Annotated in this window: 13 protein-coding genes; 9 read left to right on the top strand and 4 right to left on the bottom strand. The window is 66.1% G+C overall.

The window, feature by feature from the left end; translation table 11 throughout:
• Positions 1–11: 11 nt before the first annotated feature.
• The 3 genes from BZG29_RS10625 to BZG29_RS10635 form a co-directional block, all read right to left on the bottom strand.
• Positions 12–653, bottom strand: coding sequence for a hypothetical protein (locus BZG29_RS10625; RefSeq protein ID WP_077402103.1), 642 nt, complete (start codon positions 651–653; stop codon positions 12–14).
• A gap of 57 nt (positions 654–710) precedes the next feature.
• Entirely contained in the window at positions 711–1,937 is a 1,227-nt protein-coding gene (locus BZG29_RS10630) for an exonuclease SbcCD subunit D C-terminal domain-containing protein (protein ID WP_077402105.1), read from the bottom strand.
• Between the two features lie 103 nt (positions 1,938–2,040).
• Positions 2,041–5,061 (bottom strand): PAS domain-containing protein, encoded by a 3,021-nt coding sequence (locus BZG29_RS10635; RefSeq protein WP_253192849.1) that lies wholly within the window; start codon positions 5,059–5,061, stop codon positions 2,041–2,043.
• Positions 5,062–5,335: 274 nt separating this feature from the next.
• Between BZG29_RS10635 and BZG29_RS10640 the strand changes: the two genes are divergently transcribed.
• Both BZG29_RS10640 and BZG29_RS10645 read left to right on the top strand, forming a co-directional pair.
• Entirely contained in the window at positions 5,336–5,707 is a 372-nt protein-coding gene (locus BZG29_RS10640; protein ID WP_034755042.1) for a YajD family HNH nuclease, read from the top strand.
• A gap of 23 nt (positions 5,708–5,730) precedes the next feature.
• Complete coding sequence (locus tag BZG29_RS10645; protein ID WP_077402112.1) at positions 5,731–6,399, top strand: response regulator; 669 nt, start codon at positions 5,731–5,733, stop codon at positions 6,397–6,399.
• A 60-nt stretch (positions 6,400–6,459) separates the two neighbouring features.
• Here the strand turns inward: BZG29_RS10645 and BZG29_RS10650 are convergent, their stop codons facing one another.
• Positions 6,460–8,613 (bottom strand): TonB-dependent receptor, encoded by a 2,154-nt coding sequence (locus tag BZG29_RS10650; protein ID WP_077402115.1) that lies wholly within the window; start codon positions 8,611–8,613, stop codon positions 6,460–6,462.
• A gap of 165 nt (positions 8,614–8,778) precedes the next feature.
• On the opposite strand from BZG29_RS10650, the gene BZG29_RS10655 reads away from it, so the two are divergent.
• From BZG29_RS10655 to moaE, 7 genes are all read left to right on the top strand, one after another.
• On the top strand, positions 8,779–10,131 hold the full coding sequence (locus BZG29_RS10655) for an ATP-binding protein (protein WP_253192850.1): 1,353 nt from the start codon (positions 8,779–8,781) through the stop codon (positions 10,129–10,131).
• 73 nt (positions 10,132–10,204) lie between these two features.
• Positions 10,205–11,488 carry a crosslink repair DNA glycosylase YcaQ family protein gene (locus BZG29_RS10660; protein ID WP_077402121.1) on the top strand — a complete coding sequence of 428 codons (1,284 nt, stop codon included), beginning with the start codon at positions 10,205–10,207 and terminating at the stop codon, positions 11,486–11,488.
• Positions 11,485–12,477: a DUF2804 domain-containing protein gene (locus BZG29_RS10665; protein WP_077402124.1), complete on the top strand. Its 993-nt coding sequence runs from the start codon at positions 11,485–11,487 to the stop codon at positions 12,475–12,477. Before BZG29_RS10660 ends, BZG29_RS10665 begins: the two co-directional genes overlap by 4 nt.
• Positions 12,478–12,595: 118 nt before the next feature.
• Entirely contained in the window at positions 12,596–15,262 is a 2,667-nt protein-coding gene (locus tag BZG29_RS10670) for a bifunctional acetate--CoA ligase family protein/GNAT family N-acetyltransferase (RefSeq protein ID WP_171984975.1), read from the top strand.
• Between the two features lie 115 nt (positions 15,263–15,377).
• Positions 15,378–16,019 (top strand): hypothetical protein, encoded by a 642-nt coding sequence (locus tag BZG29_RS10675; RefSeq protein WP_150130860.1) that lies wholly within the window; start codon positions 15,378–15,380, stop codon positions 16,017–16,019.
• Between the two features lie 192 nt (positions 16,020–16,211).
• Complete coding sequence (locus BZG29_RS10680; protein WP_077409052.1) at positions 16,212–18,797, top strand: DUF349 domain-containing protein; 2,586 nt, start codon at positions 16,212–16,214, stop codon at positions 18,795–18,797.
• On the top strand, positions 18,794–19,267 hold the full coding sequence (gene moaE, locus BZG29_RS10685) for a molybdopterin synthase catalytic subunit MoaE (RefSeq protein ID WP_077402130.1): 474 nt from the start codon (positions 18,794–18,796) through the stop codon (positions 19,265–19,267). The genes BZG29_RS10680 and moaE overlap by 4 nt, the downstream gene beginning before the upstream one ends.
• The last annotated feature ends 9 nt before the right edge of the window (positions 19,268–19,276 follow it).

Below are 19,276 nucleotides of genomic sequence, written 5' to 3' on the forward strand. Positions count from 1 at the left end.
CGCTGGTGCGCTTACAGATCTTTTTTCGCCCTGGCTTCTTCGGCCGCGCGCTTTTCATCGGACGCCATCTTGATGGCGGCCTCGCGCCTGGCTTCAAGCCCGGCATCGACCAGCGTCAATTTGGTGGTGTAGAACAGGGCTCTCGCGGACCATAATTTATTGATCATCTGCGTGTCAGACGGAAAGATGGAATGTATGCGCAATATCTGATCGGCATGGTACACAATGCAGTTTTCATCGGAGATTCTCAAGTTGTCGAGCGCGGGGAGGCGGCGGAACGCAAGGTTGCAGCTGAAAGTGACGGGATGGCCTTCCTCCTTGCTGTATCTCTCTTCCAGTTCGCTTTTGAGCGGGTAGAGGTCCGACCCTTCCAGCAAGACAGTGATGGCGGTAATGGTACCGTCAGCCAGCTGCTCGGTCGTGACGACGCGCGGTTTACCGAAATAGCTCCATTTACCCAGATAGCCATCCGCCACCGATTTACCCGCCTTGATGCCGGTGCTCAGGTCCTTGAGCATGATGGGTTTCGACAGTTGCGACGCTGCTGTCTTTTCGGCCGGCCTCGGGGGCGGGTACTCGGCGCTTGGGCCGCAACCGGCAAGCGATATGAGCAACGAAACGCCCAGCAGTGGGAAATGACGGATTTTCTTCATAAAGCCTTTCAAGTGGTACCGTGGGAGAATGGATGGTTGGCGCAATGCCCCTGGACGTCAGGCGCCAGGCAGCAGCAGTTCGGCCAGGGCCGACAGTTGTTCGGGCGGTGCGGGCCGGCCGTATTTTTGCAGGTACAGGCGGCGGAAGATGTCGTCGGGCTGCAGCTGGCCCAGCTGGTCGAGCGTCATGTTCTCGGGCGCGCTGCTGCGCGCGGCGCTCGACGTTTCGATCTTCGCCAGGCGCACGTGCTTGCCGTCGAGCGCCGTTTCGATGCGCGTGCGCAGGCCCGGTTCGGGCGCATCGAGGCGCACGCGCACTTCCAGGAACGGTTGCGCTTCCGGTGCGGCGGCGAGGACGTCGAGGGCGGCCAATTGTTCCAGCACCTCGCTGATGGGCGCCGGTGTGGCGGGCACGCGCAGCAGCGGCACGGCGCGCGGCACGGTGATGGTGCGCACCTCGCGTAACTGCTCGCCTTCGATATCGAGGCACAGCACCTGGTGGCGGTAGTTTACTTCGGCAAACGACAGCGGTATCGGACTGCCACAATAGCGGATGCGTTCCTGGCCGCCCACGGCCTGCGCCTTGTGCAGATGGCCCAGCGCCGCATACGCGATGGCGGCATCGAAAATCCCCGAGGGCAGCATCTCGGTGCCGCCGATGACGATGCGGCGTTCCGAGTCGTTCGACATTTCGCCGCCCACCATGTGGCAGTGGCCCATGGCCACGATGGCTTGCCCGGGCTGGCGGCGCGCCAGCGCCAGGTCCGTCAGCTGGCGGTACAGTAGGGCGATGCCTCCCAGGTAGGCGTCCTGGGTGTCGCCGGCCGGCAGTTTCGGCACGTCGCCGGGACGCAGGAAAGGCACGGCCAGGCACCAGGCTTGCACTTGCCCATCGGCGCCCGTCAAAGGCAGCAGCAGGCGTTCCAGGTCGATCTGGCCATCTTCGTCGCGCAGTAAATGGCCGATCACATGGGTGCCGTGCGCGGCCAGCAGGGGGCCGGGCGCTTCCAGCCGGCCGGCCGAATCGTGGTTGCCGGCGACGACGACCAGCTGCAGCGCGGGCAGGCGCGCGCGCGCCTGCTGCAGGAAGACATATAACTGCTTTTGTGAGGCGGCCGACGGGTTGGCGTTGTCGAACACGTCGCCGGCGACGAGCAGCACGTCGGCTTGTTCGGCCACAAGCGTGTCGAGCAGCCAGTCGAGGAAGCGCTGGTGTTCGTAGCCCCGTTCATAGTTGTGCAGGGTCTGGCCCAGATGCCAGTCGGAAGTGTGCAGCAGGCGCATGGTGGGGCAAGGGTAGGGAAGACAGGCGCCAATATAGCAGGAATGATAGGGGTCAGACCCGTTGGGTCTGACCTCAGCCTTCAGTTGGGCTTGCCCTCAGCCATCAAGCCGTCAATGCGCCGGCTCTGTACGTATTCCGCCCATCCTGCTTGGCCTGGTACAGCAGCACGTCGGCCCGCTGCAGCAGCACGGCGGGGGAAATGTCTTCGTCGCGGTAGAAAGCCAGGCCGATGCTGGCGGAAATGCGCACGGTGATGCCATCGAGTTCGAACGGCTGCTGCATGGCTGCGACGATTTTTTCCGCCAGCACGGCCGCGTCCTCGGGCCGGGTGATCTGTTCCATGATGATGGTGAATTCGTCGCCGCCCAGGCGGGCGACGATGTCGGTGACGCGCATGGTTTGCGTCAGGCGCTGGGCGAAGGCGCGCAGCAGCGCGTCGCCGGTGCCGTGGCCGTGCGTGTCGTTGACGGGCTTGAAACGGTCGATATCCATGTACATGACGGCCATCAGGTGCTGATGCTGGCGGCTCGCGTGCATGGCGTCGCTGAGTTTTTGCTGGAAGCCGGCGCGGTTCGACAAGCCCGTCAATGCATCGACCTGGGCCAGTTTCAGCAGGCGCTGTTTTTCGCGCTTTTGCACGGTGATATCCTGGCGCATCACGTGAAAGCCCGCCACCTGCAGCTTGTCTTCGCCGATCTGCGGGATGTAGATCACTTCCATGCAGCGCTCGATGCCTTCCTTGTCGTCTTCTTCCTCGAAGCTCAGGGTTTCGCCCGCCAGCACTCTTTCGATGTACGGCGCCACCGTGCGGTAGCGCGCCTCGCCCACCGTGTCGCGCACGCTCTTACCCAGCGCTTGCCGGCCCGTCAGGCCGAATTCGCGCTCATAGGCGATGTTCAGGAAGCGGTAGACCTGGTCGGCGTCGATGTAGGCGATCATGGCCGGCAGGGTGTCGGCGATGGTGCGCAGGCGCGCTTCGCTTTCCAGCAGCGCCACTTCCGATTCGCGCAGGATGGTGATGTCGTCCAGGCTGCCCACGTAGCCTTCGATCCGGCCGTCGATGAGGATGGGGGCAATTTTGACGGAGACCCAGACCAGCCTGCCGTCGCGGTGCAGGCAGCGCAGAGTGGACTGGAACGGCGCATGGCTGCGCGTGAGCTGTTCCAGCGCCACGTGCATCAGCGGATAGTCGTCCGGGTGCAGGGCGCTGGTCCAGCCGGCGCCCAAGGCGGCCGCGCGCGGCAAGCCCGTGATCGATTCGAAGGTGCGGTTGACGTAGGTGCAGCGGCGCTGGCGGTCCAGGCGCACCAGGCCGAGCGGCGAAGCGTCGTTGACGGCGGCCAGTTCGGCCTGTTTCTGGCGCAGTTCCAGTTCCTGCTGGCGGCGCTGCGAGATATCCTCGGCGATGCACAGGATATGTTCGATCTGCTGGCGCTCGTCGAACACGGGCACGGAGACGGCGCGCAGGTAGCGCAGGCTGCCATCGAACAGGCGCAACGGCTTTTCCGTATGGTCGATGACGCCCCGCTCGGCCAGGATGGCGCGGTCGTCCTCGGCGTCGTGCAGGCCGAAGTCGGGCGGGAAGGCCTGGCAATCGGTCTTGCCGATGACGTCGGCGGCCAGGTGGCCGGTGATGTCCTCGGCCGCCTTGTTCCACACTTCCATCTGGCCGAAATTTTCCGGGCGCGCGCTTTTCACGTAGACCAGCACGGGCAAATGGTCGATCAGCGACTGCAGGAAGCTGCGGTTGTCCTGCAGCGCCAGTTCGTCGTGCTTGCGCGCGCTGATGTCGCGCGAGGTGACGGCCACGCCGTCGGCGATCGGCACCACCTGGTGGCGCAGCCAGCGCGTGCCGCCCGAGGCCAGCGGCAGCTCGAATTCATCTTCCAGCGGCTGGCCTGTTTCCATCACCAGCACGAAGCGCTTGAAGAAACGCTCGCCGCGCAGCAGCGGCATCAGCGGCAGCACGCGCTGGCCCAGCAGTTCCGAACGCGGTTTGCCCAGCATGTCGGCGGCGCGCTCGTTGATGTCGGCAAAGGTGAAGTCCTCCACCGGCTTGCCCGGCGCGGGGCGCCAGGCTTTCAGCAGCAGCACGGCATCGAGGCTGCCCTGGTGCGCCGCGCGCAGCAAGGCTTGCGTTTCCGTGGCCTGGCGGATGCTGCGGCGCAGGCGCGCGCTCTGGCGCATCAGCAGGGCCGTAAAGCCGGCAATGAGCACGCTGGCGGCGAGCAGCGCGCCGACATATATCAGGCGGCGGTGTTCGAAGCGCGTCAGGGCGACGGCGCGGCTTACGCCCACCACGGCCAGCAGCGGGTAGCGCGGCAGCTCGTGGTAGCTGTAGATGCGGGGCGTGGTGTCGACGGGCGGCTCGATCAGCAGTTCTTCGGCGGCGTGCTGCGGCGGTCCCGGCATGCGGAAGTCGATGCGGTCGCTGAGGATCAATTGCTCGCCGATGCGCCCCGCCGTCAGGCCGCTGTCGCGCGCCACCAGCATCAGCGCGCCCTGTTCATCGAGGTTCAGGCGGTCGTAGTCGTCGACAAAATACGTGGGGTCGACGAGGATGACGATGGCGCCGGCAAAGCGGCCTTGCGCATCGTCCAGGCGGCGCGCCAGGCGGATGGTCCAGTGCTTGCCGCCCGCGTCGAGCATGGGCGTGTCGACCAGGGCCGTGTCGGACGCATTCGCGGCCAGCGCCCTGAAAAATGCCTGGCTGGCCAGGTTTTCCGGCAAATACGCGTTGGCGCTGTCGATCACGTCGCCGTGCGCGTCGATGAGGGCGATCGGCAATGCCAGCTTCGACGGCAGCACGCTGTCGAGCAGGCCCTGGCGGCGCGTGAATTCATTCAGGCGCAGGCCGCCGTCCGTTTCCTCGTATTTGAGCTTGAACAATTGCGTGGCGTGGTCCGTCTGGCGCAAGGTGAAACTGGTATGGTCGGCCAGGGTCCGCGCCAGCGACTGGCTCACGGCCACGGCATCGCGCACGGCGCTGGCCCGCTCCTGGCCCACCTGATAGTAGACGGCCGCCCACAGCGCCAGCAGCAGGATGAGCGCGAACAGGGGCACCAGGCTGAGACGGTACAGGCGGCGGGCAAGGCGTTGCAGGGGTCTTGTTATCGCTATCACGGGCGCTTGCAGGCTAGGGTCATGGAAAAGGGGAAGGGCGGCGTGGCGCGCATCATAGCCGAAATATGCTGACCTGCGCGCCGACTGCCGCCCTAGCGTCTGTTCGTCGTCTGTCGCTGGCCTTATTTTGCGTTAAATCAAGTATCTGTGGTGCCGCGCACGCTAAAAAAAGCACGCCGGCGGCGACACGGGCTGGCGCCGTGGCAGAAAAAGTACAATTGCGCCCCCATCCTCATTAAAATGGATGCTTCTTCCTCCCATATCGAAAGTTGTCATGCAGAGTAAAAAGCCCGACGCGGCAAGACTGGACAAGATCGTGGCTGAAGCGCGCCGCGCCGCCGACCAGCGCGAGAGCGGCTACCGCGAGCGTTCGCTGAAGATGTACCCGTGGGTCTGCGGCCGCTGCATGCGCGAATTCACGCGCGCCAACGTGCAGCAGCTGACGGTGCACCACCGCGACCACAACCACGACAACAATCCGCCCGATGGCAGCAACTGGGAACTGCTGTGCCTGTATTGCCACGACAATGAGCACTCGCGCTACCTGGAAGCGGACCGTGGCGCCGGCCTGCTGTCGGCCGAGGTGGCGCCCGCCACGCACAATCCGTTCGCCGCGCTGGCTGGCCTGATCAAGAAAAAGGACTGAGCGGCCCGTCCGGCTCCCACCCCATGCGTATCCTGCTGACCGAAGACGACCCGCAACTGGGCCGCGCCACGCAGATCGGCCTGGAACAGGGCGGCTATGCCGTCGACTGGGTCACGAGCGCCGAACACGCGCACACGGCCGTGCGCCTACACGACTATGGCTGCATCCTGCTCGACCTGGGCTTGCCGGGGCAGGACGGCATGCAGGCGCTGGGCGTGCTGCGCGACAATGGCTACAGCGGCGCCGTGCTGGTCGTCACGGCACGCGACCAGGTGGGCGAGCGCATCGCCGGGCTCGACGCGGGCGCCGACGACTTTATCGTCAAACCGTTCGACCTCGACGAACTGGCCGCGCGCATCCGCAGCGCCTGCCGCCGCGCCGCGGGCCGCCTGCGAGAAAACCTCGTGCATGGCGACCTGGTGCTCGATATCGCGGACCGGCAGGTGACGCAAGGGGGCGTGCCCGTGATGCTCACGATGAAGGAGTTCCGTATCCTGCAATTGCTGCTGGAACACGGCGGCCGCGTGCTGAGCCGGGAACAGCTGGAGAAAAACCTGTACAGCTGGGGCGATGAAGTGGAAAGCAATGCCGTGCAAGTGCATATCCACCACCTGCGCAAGAAGCTGGGACGGAACTTGATACGCACCGTGCATGCGATCGGCTATTGCATTGATAAAGCGCAAGCGGCTTGATAAAAAACGGGCTACCCTGAGGCAGCCCGTTGGCATCGATAATGCGGATGGATTAGCTCATCAGAAATCGACGGTGGCCGACAGCCACAGACGGCGGCCGTCCAGGCTGTTGACATAGCGGTTGGCGTAGGTCAACGCCGGGCCCGAGCCTGCGCGGTAAGGCTGGTAGTCGATGAAGTCCTTGTTGAGCAGGTTGTACACGGCCGCGTTCAGGGTCACGCGCTTGTTCAGCTGGTAGCTGCTGCCCAGGTGCAGCATGGTGTAGCCCTTGTAGTCGCCCAGCGCGGCCTGGGCGGCGCGCGTGGCGGCCGAGGTGCCCGGATCGCGGAAGCGCTCGCTGCGGTACTCGGCGCGCAGCCAGCCATTCCATGCGCGCGAGATATCCCAGCTCAGGCGCGCGTTGACGGCGTGCTTGGGCGTGTCGCTCAGGGGCTTGCCCGCGTTGCTGCCGCTCTTCTGTTCGCTTTCCGTGTACGTGTAGTTGGCGCTGGCCGACAAGGTCTTGCCCAGCGGGAAGCGCGTATTCAGCTCGACGCCGCGCGTGACGGCCTCATCCACGTTGACCGACTGGCCGAACGCATCGACGTTGGGCCAGTTGCCGAAGCTGACGCAGCCGGGACGGTTCGGCGCCGGACGGTAATCGCAGTTGACGAGGCCCGTGCCCGTCGTGATCTTGTCCTTGAATTCGTTGTTGAACACGGTGCCGCTGGCGGTCCAGCCGGCCAGGTTGTCGAAGTAGGCGCCGATTTCCGTCGTCGTGCTCGTTTCCGGCTTCAGGTCCGGGCTGCCGACGAGGGGAATCGTGCCCTGGCCGCCGAAACCGTTGATGCCTGGCGATAATTGTTCCACGCGCGGCGTCTTGTAGCCCTTGCTGACGCCGCCCTTGACGGTCCAGCTCGGCGTCGCGTTCCACACGGCATACGCGCGGGGGCTGGTCTGGCCGCCGAAGATGCTGTGATCGTCATAGCGGGCGCCGAAGGTCAGCGCGACACTCTCCAGCACCTGCCATTCGTCTTCCACGAACAGGGCTTTTTGCGTGAATTCGAATTTCTTTGGCGCCACGCCATCCGTCATTTCCGCTTTCCACCATTGCGCGCCGACGGTCGCCATGTGCTTGCCCAAAGGCATGACCAATTTGGTGTCGAACACCTGGCTTTCCACTTCCAGCGTGCGCGCGCTGCCGGCCACGGCGCCCGGCGTGCCCGGCGGAATCGTGCGGCCCAGGGTTTCCGTCTTGTTCACCATGTAGCTGCTGTCCAGGGTGCCGAAGCCGAAGCGGCCCGTGTGCGACAGCGTCCACTGGTCGCGCTGGTATTTTTGCTCCGGACCGTAGCCGCCCTGCACGGTCTTTGTGCCCAGCTGGCCGCTCGAATTGTCGTAGGTCTGGCGGCCCGCGTCGGCGTCGAGGATGACGGTATGGTAGCGGTTCGGCGTGAAGGCCAGGCGCGCGCCGAAGTTGGCTATGTCCGCGCGCACGGGATTGGCGCCCATGCTTGGCACATTTTCCGCACCAGTCGCGTCGGTGTAGCGGATGTCGGCCGCATCGCGGCGCTGCTTGCTGCCGCGCAGGGACAGGCCCAGCAGGTCGGTGGCGATGGGGCCGCTCAGGTAGAAGCGGCCGCTTTTCACGTCGCCAAAGTCCGATTCCTGCTGCACGGTGTAGTCGGCCGAGACGGAGCCCATCCACTCTTTGCCCACCTTGCGCGTGATGATGTTGATCACGCCGCCCATGGCGTCCGAGCCGTACAGGGTCGACATGGGGCCGCGGATGATCTCGATGCGTTCGATGGCGGCCAGCGGCGGCATGAAGCTCGTCTGCGTGCCGCCGAAGCCGTTCGGCGTGACATTGCCGGCCGCGTTCTGGCGGCGTCCGTCGATCAGCACCAGGGTGTAGTCGCTGGGCATGCCGCGGATGCTGATGTTCATGCCGCCCGTCTTGTCGCCCGCCGCGCCCACGTCGATGCCTTCCACGCTTTCCAGCGCCTGGGTCAGGTTGCCGAAGCGCTCCTTCGACAGCTCTTCCCGCGTCAGCACGGTGATCGAGGCGGGCGCCTGCTTGATATCCTGCTCGAAACCGGAGGCGGAAACCACCACTTCCGGCATGCTGGCAGGCGTGCCCGTCTGGGCGTGAGCCGGCAGGCAGGACAGGGCGGCCAAGGCCAGGGCCAGGGTGGTGGGACGCGGCAGGCGCGCGCGGCGGGGGCTGTTGGACATGCAAACTCCTGAGGGTGAATTAATTATTGGTCTGTATTGTTTAGGTAATGGGAATCATGAAAGCAATAAGAATCATTTACAATTGCAGGCATGGCTTCCCAAAAAATATTTCGCTCCGGATCTTGCGCAGAAGTTCTTAAGAGATTCTTAACGGCTGGCGGCGGCGTGAAAAGCTGGTCGCTGCGGCGCACCCTGCTGGCCGTGCTGCTGGGTCTTACCTTGGCCCTGTGGGTGGGCAGCGCCGCCATCGTCTACGTGGAAGCGCGACGCGAAAGCCAGGAATTATTCGACCAGTCGCTGATCGAAACGGGGCATTTGCTGCTGTCGCTGGTGGAAAAGGATGCGCGCGAGCATGCCTTGACGGGGCCCATCGACCTGCCGCTGCGCGGCCATCCGAATCCCCACCAGTATTTGCTGTTCAAGGTGCGCGATGCGCAGCAGCGCGTCCTGTACCGCAACGACGCGGCGTCCGACATCGCCCTGTCGCGCAGCGCGCCGGACGGCCTGTCGTGGACCAGCATAGCCGGCCAGCGCTGGCGTCTGTTTTCGCTGTGGGATCCGCAGCGCAGCCTGCAGCTGCTGGTGGCCGAACCGACCAGCCACCGCGACGACATCAGCCGCGGCTTCTTTTACCGCATCGCGCTGTTCGGCCTGCTGCTCGTGGCGCTGGCCACCATCGCCATCTGGTGGAGCATCCACCGCGTGTTTCGCGTGCTGCAGGCGTCCGCCGACGAAGTGTCGGCGCGCACGCCCGATGAACTGACGGACGTGCATGTGTACGGCGCGCCTTCGGAGCTGCATCCGCTGCTGCTGGAAATTAATCGCCTGTTCGGCAGGGTGCGTCACAGCCGAGACAACGAACAGCGCTTCACGGCCGATGCGGCGCACGAGCTGCGCACGCCGCTGGCCGCCATCAAGACCAATCTGCAAGTGCTGCAGCGGGCCCGCAGCGCGGACGAACGCGAGGAATTCATCGCCGCGCTGGGCGCCAGCGTGGAGCGCGCCACGCGCCTCGTCAATCAGTTGCTGGCGCTGGCGCAGCTCGATCCGCAGTCGCAGGCAGAGACGGCGCTGGCGCCGGGCGACCTGGCGCACGTGCTGGCAGCGCAGGGCGCGCAGTGGCAGGCGCTGGCCGCGCCGTACCCGTTGTCGCTGGCGGTCAACGTTGCGCCGGCGCCCTGCGCGCTGCATGCGGACAGCCTGCAGGTATTGCTGCGCAACCTGGTCGACAATGCGCTGCGCTATACGCCGGCGCTGGGCGCCGTCGAGATCAGCTGCGGCGTGGAGGCGGGGCGCAGCTACCTGCGCGTGGCCGATACGGGGCCGGGCATCGCCGAGCAATGGCACGCGCGCGTGTTCGAGCGCTTTGTGCGTCTGGGCGGCAGCCAGGTTCCCGGCAGCGGGCTGGGCCTGTCCATCGTGCGCCGCATCGCCGAGCGGCATGGCGCGCAGATCGTCCTCGGCGCCGGACTGCAGGGCCGGGGCCTGGCGGTGACGCTTGTGTTTCCCGCAACGTAGCGGGGGCAGCGGCTGCGCGATCCGATAGCGATAAAACGCACAAGGCGCGTCCGGAATGCGGTATCTTTCTGTTATGCACAGTCCAGACCTATCCACGCCTCCCGACCTCCCTCCGCTCTCGCTGGCCGCCGCGCGCGCCCTGCACTTGGCCGCCCAGGGCTTGCTGCAGGCGCGGCGTAAAAAAGCCGTGAAGGCTGACGTGCTGGCGGCCATCCGCCGGATGGGCGTGCTGCAGATCGATACCATCCACGTGGTGGCGCGCAGCCCCTACCTGGTGCTGTGGAGCCGGCTGGGCGACTATCCGCAGCCGTGGCTGGAGCAGCTGCTGGCCGAGGGCGCGCTGTTCGAGTACTGGGCGCACGAGGCTTGCTTCGTGCCCATCGAAGACTATGGCCTGTACCGCCACCGCATGCTCGATCCGGCCGCCATGGGCTGGAAATACTCGGTCAAATGGATGGCCGAGCAGGGCGAGGCCGTCGCTTCGGTGCTGGAACACATCCGCGCCAACGGCGCCGCGCGTTCGGCCGACTTCGAGCGCACGGATGGCCAGGCGGGCGGCTGGTGGAGCTGGAAGCCGGAAAAGCGCTCGCTCGAAGTCCTGTTTACGTCGGGCGTGCTGATGATCGCCAAGCGCCATCAGTTCCAGCGCTATTACGACCTCGCCGAACGCGTTTTGCCGGGCTGGCACGATGGCTTGCTGCCGCCCGAAGAGCAGGTGCGCCGCCGCCTGCTGCTGGCCAGCGTGAAGGCGCTGGGCCTGGCGCGGGCCGGCTGGATCAGCGATTATTTCCGCACCAAACAGTCACGCGCCAGCCTGGCGCACGATCTGCAGGCGCTGGTGGACGAGGGCGCGCTGCTGCGCTGCACGGTCGATGGCTGGAGCGATGCCGTATACGTGCATGCGGAGCATGGGGACTTGTTGCGCGACGCGGCGGCCGGCAAGCTGGCGCCTACCCTGACGACGATACTCTCGCCGTTCGATCCCGTCGTCTGGGACCGGCGCCGCGCGCTGGAATTGTTCGGCTTTGACTACCGGCTCGAATGCTACACGCCCGCTGAAAAACGCCGGTATGGCTACTTCACCCTGCCGATCCTGCGCCGCGGCGCGCTGGTGGGCCGCCTGGACGCCAAGGCGCACCGCGCGCAGGGCCGCTTCGAGATCAAGTCGCTGGCGCTGGAAGACGGCGTGCGCCTCAGTGCCCGCCTGGTGCAGGACGTGGCCGGCGCCGTGCAGCGCCTGGCGCTGTGGCACGCCTGTCCGGACATTGATATTGCGCAAGCGCAGCCGGCGCTATTTGGTGTGCAGCTGGCCGAGGCCCTGCACGACGGCGGCGCTGCCGCAAGGCGGGCCGCATGATGCTGCCGCCGGCTCCTCTCCAGCTGCTCGACGCCGATGGCGTTCCCTGCTTTGGCCGCTACACGGGCCAATTGAACGCCTTCGACTGGGCCGCGCTGGCGCCGCCGCACGCGCGCGGCGCCCTGTGGCGGCTGTTCCACCACAAGCGCTGGCACTACGTGGCTCTGTCCACGCCCACGCTGTTCTGCGGCGTGGCCATCGTCGACCTGGGCTGGACCAGCACGGCCTTCGCGTATGCCTTCGACCGCCACAAGGGCAAGATCGTGGCCAGTTTTTCGCAGGATGGCGTGCCGGGCTTGAGCGCCACTGTGGCGCCGCATGCGGGGGCCAGCAGCCGTTTCCGCTTCCTCTCGCAAGTGATCTCCATCGAGGCGCAGCCGCAGCAGCGCTACCGATTGCGGCTCGATTGCGGCCATTTCGGCATCGACGCGGAATTCGGCCCGCCCGTGGCGCCCACCTTGCTGGCCGTGGGGCCCGTGGGCGAGGGCGGCAGCGTGCACGCGACGCAAAAGTCGGGCGGCTTGCCCTTGTGGGGCACGGTGCGTTGCGGCGCCATGGGCTACAGCCTGGACGATGGCGTGGCCAGCTTCGATTATTCGAATGGCTTGCTGGCGCGCGAAACGGAATGGCGCTGGGCCTCGGCGCACAGCCTGGACCTGGGTTTCAACCTGCAGGCCGGCTATTTCGGCGCGCATGAAAATGCGCTGTGGCTCGATGGCCAGCTGTATCCGCTGGGCCGCGCGCACTTCGACTTCAATCCCGACAACCCGCTGGCGCCGTGGCACGTATGGACGGACGACGATCTGCTGGACCTGCACTTCAAGCCGGAAGGCGCGCGGCGCGAGGATAAAAACCTGTGGATCGCCGCCAGCCGCTACATCCAGCCCATCGGCACCTTCAGCGGTTGGGTGCGCACCAGCGCGGACTCTCCCAAGCGCATCGTGGCGCAGCTGGCCGGGGTGACGGAAAGCCACCGCTCGCGCTGGTAGGCGCGCGCGGATTTTTCGTGAAATGCATCGCAAGGTCAAATTTTTTTGGCAACGCATCCCTTACACTGGCGCGTAGTCGCTCCGGCAATCCCGCTCCGGCAATCCATGAGGCCAGAACATGAGTATCCGTAATCTCGACAAGCTGTTCAAGCCGGCCTCGGTGGCCCTGATCGGCGCCACGGCGCGCGAACGCAAGCTGGGCGCCATCGCCCTGTACAACCTGCTGGGCGGCGGCTATCAAGGCGAGATTTGGCCCGTCAATCCCAAGTACGACGAGCTGATGGGCCTGAAATGCTACCGCAAGCTGGCGCACTTGCCGAAGGCGCCGGACCTGGCCATCATCTGCACGCCGCCCGCCACCATCACGGCCCTGATCCGCGAACTGGGTGCGCTGGGCACGCGCGCGGCCATCGTCATGACGTCCGGCCTCGACCCCGTGCGCGAGCAGTCGCTGCGCCTGGCCATGCTGAAGGCGGCCAAACCGCATTTGCTGCGCATCCTGGGACCCAACAGCATGGGGCTGCTGGTGCCGAAACTGGGCTTGAACGCCAGCTTCGCCCACGTGGGCGCGACGAGCGGCAAGATCGCCTTCGTCTCGCAATCGGGGGCGCTGGTGTCGGGCGTGCTCGACTGGGCCAACGCGCATGGCGTGGGCTTTTCCAAGTTCATTTCGCTCGGTGCCAGCTACGACATCGATTTCGGCGACCTGCTCGACTACCTGGCCGGCGACATCGATACGGCCGCCATCCTGCTGTACATGGAAGACATCCAGGCGGCGCGCAAATTCATGTCGGCGGCGCGGGCGGCCGCGCGCAGCAAGCCCGTCATCGTCCTGAAAGCGGGGCGCGAGGCGGAAGGCGCGGCCATGGCGGCCTGGCATACGGGCGCGCTGGCCGGTTCCGACGCCGTGTACGACGCGGCCATCCGCCGCGCCGGCATGCTGCGCGTGTACTCGGCCGAAGAGCTGTTCGACGCCGTGGAAACGCTCACGCACATCCGCTCGCAGCGCGGCGAGCGCCTGGCGATCCTGTGCAACGGCGGCGGCCTGGGCGTGATGGCCACCGACGCCCTGGTGGGCAGCGGCGGCAAGCTGGCCGACCTGTCGCCCGATACCGTCATCGCGCTGGAAAAGGCGCTGCCGCGCGGCTGGTCGCACGACAACCCCGTCGGCTTGCCCGGCGACGCGGCCGTGCAGCGCTATGCCGACGCCATCAAGCCCCTGCTCGACGAGCCGCAGGCGGACGCCTTGCTGCTGCTGCATGCGCCCACAGCGATGGTCTCGTCGATCGACATCGCCGAAGCCGTCACGCCGCTGATCAAGGCCACCTCGCGCACGGTGCTGTCGTGCCTGCTGGGCGGCACCACCGTGGCGCCCGCGCGCCAGGTTTTTAATCGCGCCGGCATTCCCACCTACGACACGCCGGAAAAGGCCGTGCATGGCTTCATGCAGATCGTGCAGTACCGGCGCAACCAGGAAACCCTGATGCAGGTGCCGGCGCAGCTGCCCATGTCGGCCACGCCGCGCCGCGCCCGCGTGCGCGAAATCGTCGCCGCCGCGCTGGCGGCCGGCCAGACGGTGCTGGGCGAGTGCCGCTCGAAAGAGATTTTGGCCGCCTACGGCATTCCCGTCGCCACCACGCGCATGGCGGCCGACGTGGAAGCGGCGCTGGCCGTGGCGGCGGACATCGGCTATCCCGTCGCGCTGAAAATCCACTCGCCCGACATCGCCCACAAGTCCGACGTGGGCGGCGTGGCGCTCGACCTGGACACGCCCGACATCCTGCGCACGGCCGCCGCCGCCATGCTCAAGCGCGTGCGCCGCATGCGTCCCGACGCGCTGATCGACGGCTTCACGGTGCAGCAGATGGCGCGCCGGCCGCAATCGCATGAATTGATCGTCGGCGTGACGACGGACGCCGCCTTCGGCCCCGTGATATTGGTGGGGCAGGGCGGCATCGCCGTGGAAGTGACGGCCGACCACGCCATCGGCCTGCCGCCCTTGAACATGGTGCTGGCGCGCGACATGCTGGCGCGCACGCGCGTCTCAAAACTGCTGGCCGGCTACCGCAACCAGCCGCCGGCCGACATCGACGCCATCTGCTACACCCTGATCCAGGTGGCCGAGCTGGTGGCAGACATCGGCGAGCTGGCCGAACTCGACATCAACCCGCTGGTGGCCGATGCGGACGGCGTGATCGCCCTCGACGCGCGCATCCGCCTGCAGCCGGGCCAGCAGCGCGACCGCCTGGCCATCCGCCCGTATCCGCAGGAGCTGGAAGAGCAGGTGATGTGGATGGGGCAATCGATTCTGCTGCGCCCCATCCGCCCCGAGGACGCGCCGCAGCACATGGACCTGTTCCACGCGCTGGACCCGGACGACGTGCGCCTGCGCTTTTTCACCTCCATGCGCGAGCTGCCCGTGTCGCAGCTGGCGCGCCTGACGCAGATCGATTACGACCGTGCCATGGCCTTCATCGCCACGCACACGGGCCCGGATGGCAAGCCGGAAACCCTGGGCGTGGTGCGCGCCGTGGCCGATCCGGACAATATCCACGCCGATTTCGCCATCGCCGTGCGTTCGGCCCTGAAAGGCAAGGGACTGGGACACATCCTGTTCGAGAAGCTGGTCGACTATTTCCGCAGCCGGGGCACGGAAGCGCTGGTGGGCGAGGCGATGGCGCGCAACAAGGGCATGCAGCGGCTGGTGAAAAGCTTTGGCGGCGAGGTCACGCCATCGGAAGAGCCTGGCGTCGTCAACCTGCATATCGGCCTGCGCGCGCCCTGAAAAAAGCGCAGCGGGCTCGCCGCGGGTTTGTGCAGGATCAAACCGGCCCCTGTCGGTAGTCTTTACACTTTCACTTCCAGGATGACATATCCAGCGCGTTTTCGGGAGTGAGTGCATGCTTACTGCAACATATATATTGGTTTCCCTGTCGGTGGAACAGGCCAGCATCCGCATGAGCTTGTTAGCTTTTCAGAAATACATGCAGGTGCAGCTGCGCCAGCAAAGCAGGCTCAGTTTGGCGCAACTGCAGTACACGGGTGACTGGCTGAACCGGCTGTACCAGGGAAGCTATTGGCGCAAGGTGGAGATGTACCTGATTCCCGCCATCCGCCAGGCCGCGCCGCATGCCGACGGCTTGCTGGACGAGTTGAACGGCTTGAACCACGCGGCGCTGGAAAGCATCAATGTCGTGCAGCAGCGCGCGGGTGCCGCCATTGACCATTCCGAATTGCAAGCCGAGCAGCTGTGCGCCGCCATCGACGCCTTTTGCGCGGCCTTGCTGCAGCGCCTGGAAAAGGAAGAACGCGAGCTGTTCGCGCTGGCGCGCAAGGTCATCGTCGGCGAAGCGTGGTTTGCCATCGCCTACCAGTTCCTCGCCCACGATGCACGCGCGCAGGAAGCGCGCCGTGGCAAGGCGCAGGTGCTGCCCTTTGTTTTGCCAGCGCCTTTGCCGGCAACCGGCGGCGCTGAAACGGCAGCCGATGGCGCCGCGTCCGCGTTGCCGGTGGCGGCACAGCCGCTGCGTGCGCAGGCTTGAACGGGTAGCGAGCGCACACCCCGACAAGCGGAGTCTGCTGCAGGCACTTTGGGTATGGTGGCTGGCGAGCTGTCATAGGAAAAAATAGAGGAAAAAGATTCGCTTTATTCATTTGATAACTTGTTCAGTCCTGTCCGATGCAATACCCCGGGCTTTGTTATGATGGTGGTTTTGATCCACGCGAAACCCGTCATGTTCGAATTTCTCTTCAAGCGTTCTGCCAGCAAGACTGCCGTACCCGACCCTGTCGTGGCAGAACAGGCCGCCGCCTCGGCGCAGAGCGCATCGCGCCGCGCCGAACAGGTGGCGCGTGCCCATGCCGTGGCTGGCGACGAGGCTGCCGCCTTTGAATTCATCGTGTCCAGCGAATTTGCCGATGCCCGTCTGATCGCGGCCGAACACGTCCACGCCTTGCCTCTGCTGGAAAAAGTCCATCACGCCATGCGCAACACGGACCGCCGCGTGGCCAAGCTGATGCAGGGCCGCATCGACCTGATCCGTCATCAGGCTGCCGAGACGCAACGCGCCCAGGCCAGCCTCGACACGGCCCAGCGCCTGTTGAACGATGAGAAGCTCAGTCCGAATCAGGTAGCCGAGCTGGACCGCCAATGGCAAGTCATCAAGGCCACGCCGGAACTGGCGACCGCCTTTGCCGCCGCGCGTGCCGCGCTGGCCGCCCGCCTGGAAGCGCAAGTGGTGCTGCAGCGCGCCGTGATCGACGCCGTCGCCGCTGCGCGCGCGCTGGCCAGCAATGGCCAGTCCGCCGGCGAGCTGGCGCAGGCGCTGGCCCGCCTGGACGGGGAACATGCGCAGCATGCGCAATCGCCCGAGCGCGGCTCCTTGCCGAAACACCTGGAAAGCGACTTCATCCAGGCGCGCGAGCAGGCGCAGTCCGCCCTGCAAGCCCTGCAGCAACACCAGGCCGTGTTCGACGCGCGCCAGCTTGCTCTGGCCGAATGGCAGGCGCAGGACGCCGCCACGCTCGACGTGGATACCCTGAAGCGCGCATGGCAAGCCTTGCCGCGCCTGCCAGAGTCGCCCTTGTCCGACAGCTTGCAGCAGCAATTTGCGGCCGTGCTGGCCAGCGCGCCGGCGCCCGTGCAGGCGGCAGCGCCAGAGGCCGCAGCGGGCCATGCCGAGCCTATACCTGTACTGCGCAAGCCGCGCCAGGAGCACGCGCCCGTCTCGAAGGAAGCGACGGAACAGTTCTTCAAGACGCTCGACGCCCTGGAGGCGGCCCTGCAGGATGGCTTGCTGCACGTGGCTTCCGAGCATGACAAGACATTGCGCGATAGCAAGCACGGCCGTTTGACGCCTGCGCAAGCGGACCGTCTGGCCCATGTGCGGGGAGAATTCAAGCGTCTGGCCGACTGGGCGCGCTGGGGCGGCAATGTGTCGCGCGAGGAATTGGTCAAGGCGGGCGAGGAATTGCCGGCGCAGGAACTCCCGATGGCCGAGCTGGCCAAGAAAGTGGGCAGCCTGCGCGAACGCTGGAAGTCGCTCGATACCTTGTCCGGCCCGGCGCCGAAGTCCCTGTGGGAGCGTTTCGACGCCGCCTGCAGCCTCGCGTATGCGCCGGCGGCCCAGCATTTCAAGCAATTGGCCGAAGAGCGCCACGGCAATGCGGCCAAGGCCCAGGAACTGATCGCGGAAACAGCGGCCCTGGCGGCCGAAGAAAGTACCGACTGGAAACATGTCGCCTCCGCCTCGCAACGCCTGCGCCAGGCCTGGACGCGCCTGGGCACCATCGACCGCAAGGAAAAGAAACGCCTGGATGCGGAATTCGGCGCCGCGCTGGACGCCCTGTCGAAGCCGCTGGACACCCAGCGCCAGATCGAGACGGCGCGCCGCGAGCAATTGATCGTCGAAGTGGGTCTGCTCAAGCCATCGGAGCGCAACACGGTCGACATGCTGAAAGCTTTGCAGGACAAATGGCAGGAACTGGCGAAAGCCTTGCCGCTGGAACGCCGCGCGGAGCAGGCGCTGTGGCAGCGTTTCCGCGCCGCCTGCGACGATATCTTCGCCAGGCGCAAGGAAACGGCCCACGCGGCCGACCACGAGCGCCGCGAACACCTGCATGCGCGCGAAGCGCTGTGCGCCGCGCTGGAAACGGCCGTCGTGCCCGAGGGCGACGACAAGAGCCGCACGGCCTTCATTAACCACTTGCTGCGCGACACGCGCGCCGCCTGGAACGCCACGGGCCCCGTGCCGCGCGCCAGCGAAGCGAAGATCGAGCAGCGCTACCACGCGGCCGTCGCCGGCGTGCAGGCGCAAGCGGACGCCATCGCCGAACGGGCCGGCGCGGCCCAGGCCAACGCCTTGCGCGACAAGCTGCGCCTGGCGCAGGCGCTGGAAACGGCCCTGGTCGAGGGCGATGCCAGCGCGGATGCGGCCGCCTGGTCCGAACGCTGGAACGCCTTGCCGCCGCTCGACACCCAGTACGAACGCAGCCTGCAGCAGCGCTTTGCCGCCGCCCAGGCCGCGCTGGGCGAGGGCGCCGCCGCCTACGTGCAGCAATTGCAGGCCAACCAGGCCCGCTTGCTCGAAGAGGTCTTGCGCCTGGAAATCGTCGCCGGCGTCGACAGCGGCGCCGAATTTGCCCGCGACCGCCTGAAAATGCAGGTGGAAGTGCTGCAATCGTCGCTGAAATCGGGCCAGAAGCCGCTTACGCAAGTGTCGCAGCTGATGCAGCTGTGCGCGATTGCCGCTGCCACCGATGCGCGCACGGCCAGCCGCATCGAAACCCTGCTGCGCCGTATCGGAGGACATGCCAAATGAGTACCAGCGTCCGCATCCAGCAAGCTGATTTTGACTTGAGTCAAGAAATCGCACAATTGCGTGCAGGCAACCCCAAGGTGGGCGCCGTCGTCGGTTTTGTCGGCACGGTGCGCGACATGAACGAGGGGCTGGACGTGGCCGCCATGGAGCTCGAGCACTATCCGGGCATGACGGAAAAGTCCATCGAAGCCATCGTCGAGCAGGCGCGGGGCCGCTGGCCCTTGTCCGGCGCGCTGGTGATCCACCGCGTGGGCCCCCTGCTGCCGCAGGAGCAGATCGTGCTGGTGGCGGTCTCGTCCGCCCACCGGGGCGAGGCGTTTGCCGCCTGCGAATTCATCATCGACTACCTGAAGACGGAAGCGCCGTTCTGGAAGAAGGAAGACACGCCGGAAGGGGCGCGCTGGGTCGATGCGCGCGACAGCGACGAGACGGCCCTGGACAAGTGGACCGTAAAAGCCAGCCCCATTTGAGTTGTATCT

Source organism: Janthinobacterium sp. LM6, from assembly GCF_002002885.1.
Lineage (GTDB): Bacteria > Pseudomonadota > Gammaproteobacteria > Burkholderiales > Burkholderiaceae_D > Janthinobacterium > Janthinobacterium kumbetense.

Coding starts and splice junctions, on each gene's coding strand:
- BZG29_RS10625 (WP_077402103.1), bottom strand. CDS start 653: ATGAAGAAAATCCGTCATTTCCCACTGCTGGGCGTTTCGTTGCTCATA.
- BZG29_RS10630 (WP_077402105.1), bottom strand. CDS start 1,937: ATGCGCCTGCTGCACACTTCCGACTGGCATCTGGGCCAGACCCTGCAC.
- BZG29_RS10640 (WP_034755042.1), top strand. CDS start 5,336: ATGCAGAGTAAAAAGCCCGACGCGGCAAGACTGGACAAGATCGTGGCT.
- BZG29_RS10645 (WP_077402112.1), top strand. CDS start 5,731: ATGCGTATCCTGCTGACCGAAGACGACCCGCAACTGGGCCGCGCCACG.
- BZG29_RS10650 (WP_077402115.1), bottom strand. CDS start 8,613: ATGTCCAACAGCCCCCGCCGCGCGCGCCTGCCGCGTCCCACCACCCTG.
- BZG29_RS10660 (WP_077402121.1), top strand. CDS start 10,205: ATGCACAGTCCAGACCTATCCACGCCTCCCGACCTCCCTCCGCTCTCG.
- BZG29_RS10665 (WP_077402124.1), top strand. CDS start 11,485: ATGATGCTGCCGCCGGCTCCTCTCCAGCTGCTCGACGCCGATGGCGTT.
- BZG29_RS10670 (WP_171984975.1), top strand. CDS start 12,596: ATGAGTATCCGTAATCTCGACAAGCTGTTCAAGCCGGCCTCGGTGGCC.
- BZG29_RS10675 (WP_150130860.1), top strand. CDS start 15,378: ATGCTTACTGCAACATATATATTGGTTTCCCTGTCGGTGGAACAGGCC.
- BZG29_RS10680 (WP_077409052.1), top strand. CDS start 16,212: ATGTTCGAATTTCTCTTCAAGCGTTCTGCCAGCAAGACTGCCGTACCC.
- moaE (WP_077402130.1), top strand. CDS start 18,794: ATGAGTACCAGCGTCCGCATCCAGCAAGCTGATTTTGACTTGAGTCAA.